Genomic DNA, 2,929 nt, shown 5'->3' with positions numbered 1-2,929 from the left:
GACCTGTTCAAAAATATCCTCAAGTTCATCGAGAACGAGATCAACAAGTGGATCGACGCCGTCAACAGAGCGGCCGCAGCAGTAGCAGGGATGCTCGGCATCAGTATGGGTCCGCTCATACCCCGGATCTCCCTGAGTGTCGGCGACATACGGGCTCCTCAGATCAAGATCCCTCGGTGGAGCGAGACGGCATACGGGCAGGCGATCGACGAGTTCCTCTCCTCTGACGAGGAGGATATCGACGCAGAGTTCGAAGACGACGAGGAGGTTGTCGTTCAGGAACAAACTCTCCTTGACCAGGTGAAGACTTCTGCACCTCCGATCGCGGAAACTACTTCTGTGGCACCTGTGGTGGCCGTCACCACACCGGAACCGGAGATCTCAGACGTCGATATCGAGGCACCCGAGATCCTGGAGCCGGTGGTATCTACCGTCACGGTGCCGGCCGTCGAGACACCTCTCCCGGTCTCTGTGGAGAACTGGAGCGATATGCTCGTGCCTGCCGAACCCCCGGAGGAAGATACACCGGCCCCCCTCGCCCCTGGCCCCGTCACCTCGAACGTCGATATCGAGGCACCAGAAGTTACGGTCTCCACAATGACCCCGGCCGTGGACCTATCCCGGGTGGCCGCACTCCCGGTTACGGTGACAAACTGGCCGCAGGCGATCGACGAGTTCCTCGCCTCTGACGAGGAGGATATCGACGCAGAGTTCGAGGACATGGAGGAGGAGGTTGCCGAACAGCCCTCGATTCTACCTGCGAGTCCTCCTCTCCCTCCTCGACCCATACCTACCCCGAAACCGCCGGTGGAACCCTCCCTCCCGATGGTCGAGGTGGAAGAAGTCGAACCATTGATTCCAGATATCGAACCGGATCTCCCTGACATCGAACTAGAGTATATCGATATTGTCGAGACACCTTTCGTGGAGATCCCGGATATCAACATCCCGGTATCTGAACAGCCCGACATCGAAATACCTCCGCTGGAAGAGCAGGAAGTTCCGGTACCTGATATCGATACTACGATCGAGGTATCAGTAGAGATGCCGGACATCGGGGCGCCTCCGACACCGGACGAAGACCCGTCGGTACCCACCCTCCCGACAATAGAGTCACCCTCTGTAACAATTCCTGATGTAGATACATCAGTATCTGTGACTGTAGACGCACCCGTCCCGATATCATCTAATATTGCGACACCGATCCCGGTCACAGTCTCGAACTGGCCGTCAAGCCTGGAAGATGATGATATCGACGCAGAGTTCGATCAGGAAGGCTCAGCCGATCAGGTGTCAGTAACATCTGAACCCACCCCCCGTATCGGGGGAGTAGATGTACCGATCCCCGAACTCCCAGAACAAGAAGATCGCACTCTATCGATCAGTACCCCCGAGATATCGATCCCCGATCATCCAGCGATCGAAGTCCCGACACCAAAAACACCTACTATCGACAGTAGTGTAGAGGTGCGGGCGGAGCAATCGTCAGTCCCGATGCCCAAAATCCCGACGATATTGGATCTGACGGGTGTAGTCTCAGTGTTAGTAACGAACTGGCCTGAACGCCTCATAGCGCGCCTTACGCAGGATGTGGAGGAAGTGTATCGACCAGACGCGGATGAGGGGAAAGAGGAAGACGAAGATATTGATGCTGAGTTTGAACCCGACAGATCCCGGGAACCTGAACAGCCTGCATTTAGATGGCCTGTCTTCGCCCCGCCCAGCATCCCTAACGCGATGATCCCGGACCTGGCTGTCCCGACATCTCTCACAGCTCCAGATCTTGGTTGTGTTGCCCGTGCTCTCGATAGGATCGGCGGGGAGACACGAGTCGTGGTTGAACTGGACGGCAACGTTATCGGCGAGACCCTGTTCCGCACCTGGAACCGCCGGACCGGAGGAGCATTGAATGGCTGATCTCCAGGTGATGATCGGAGGAGCACCGGCCGCATACCGGGCGGGAACCCTCTCGATCTCTGCAGCACTTGGGACTCGGACTGCTGCAACCCTCTCGACAGTCGATCATCCACCGTTCGACGACGTGGTCGAGGTCGGGCAGGTCGTCGAGATTCGGGACGAAACCACTGCCATCATATTTGCCGGCACCGTCGACTCGGTCGATGAAGAGATCGACCCGGGCGAACGAGTCCGGTTCAAACGACTCGCCTGCGTTGACTACAATCAGATCGCCGACCGGCACCTGGTAGCCTACGTCTACCAGCCCGACGAGGACAACCCGGTGGTCTACGCTGGAGACGTGATCCGGGATATCGTCAGCAGGTTCTTCGTCTTTGGAGGAGTCACGGAAGGCATCGACACGTCGGCGGTGGAGAACGGGCCGGCGATCGAGAAGTTCGTCTTCAACTACGTGCCCGCAAGTCAGGCGTTCGACGAGATCGCTGAACTCGCTGGATATATCTGGTATATCGATTACGCAAAACGGCTGCATTTCACCCCGAAAGACCGGAACACTGCACCGTTCGCGATCGGTGACGACACGCAGAACTGGCGCAACCTGAAGATTAGCGAATCCCGAGACCTCTACCGGAACCGGCAGATCGTCCGGGCCGGGACGGCGCTTACGGATCCTCGAATCGATACCGTGGTCGCAGCAGAGGCTGGCCAGAAACTTTTCGAGGTGCCATTCCCTGTCGGCACGGCCTCGGCGGTGACGGTGAATGGAGTGCCGAAGACGCTCGGCGTCACCGGCCTGCACGAGGGCCGGGACTTCTACTGGTCCTATGGCTCGAACGTCCTGACGGCCGAAGTCGCGCCAGGAACCGGTGCCGCGGTCGCTCTGACTTACCAGGGTATGTTCCCGATCCTGGTGGACGAACGGCTCGACGCGGAGATCCTCGCCCGCCGGGCGCTGGAAGGGGGCACCGGGGTCTACGAGGCGATCGCGGACGACCCGGCGATCAACGTCCAG

The 2,929-nt window shown here is 58.8% G+C and carries 1 protein-coding gene and 1 pseudogene; both read left to right on the top strand.

The window, feature by feature from the left end; all coding sequences use genetic code 11:
* Positions 1 to 1,917: pseudogene (locus ACE4YL_RS09190) on the top strand (hypothetical protein); the annotation flags it as partial.
* On the top strand, positions 1,910 to 2,929 hold a 1,020-nt coding region (locus ACE4YL_RS09185), incomplete at its 3' end, for a hypothetical protein (RefSeq protein WP_461369563.1). The pseudogene ACE4YL_RS09190 and the gene ACE4YL_RS09185, both read left to right, overlap by 8 nt.

The organism is Candidatus Darwinibacter acetoxidans (genome assembly GCF_041936445.1).
Lineage (GTDB): Bacteria > Bacillota > Limnochordia > Darwinibacteriales > Darwinibacteriaceae > DTU010.
The sequence above is the reverse complement of the archived record's forward strand: the minus strand, read 5'-3'. Positions and strand labels throughout refer to the sequence as shown.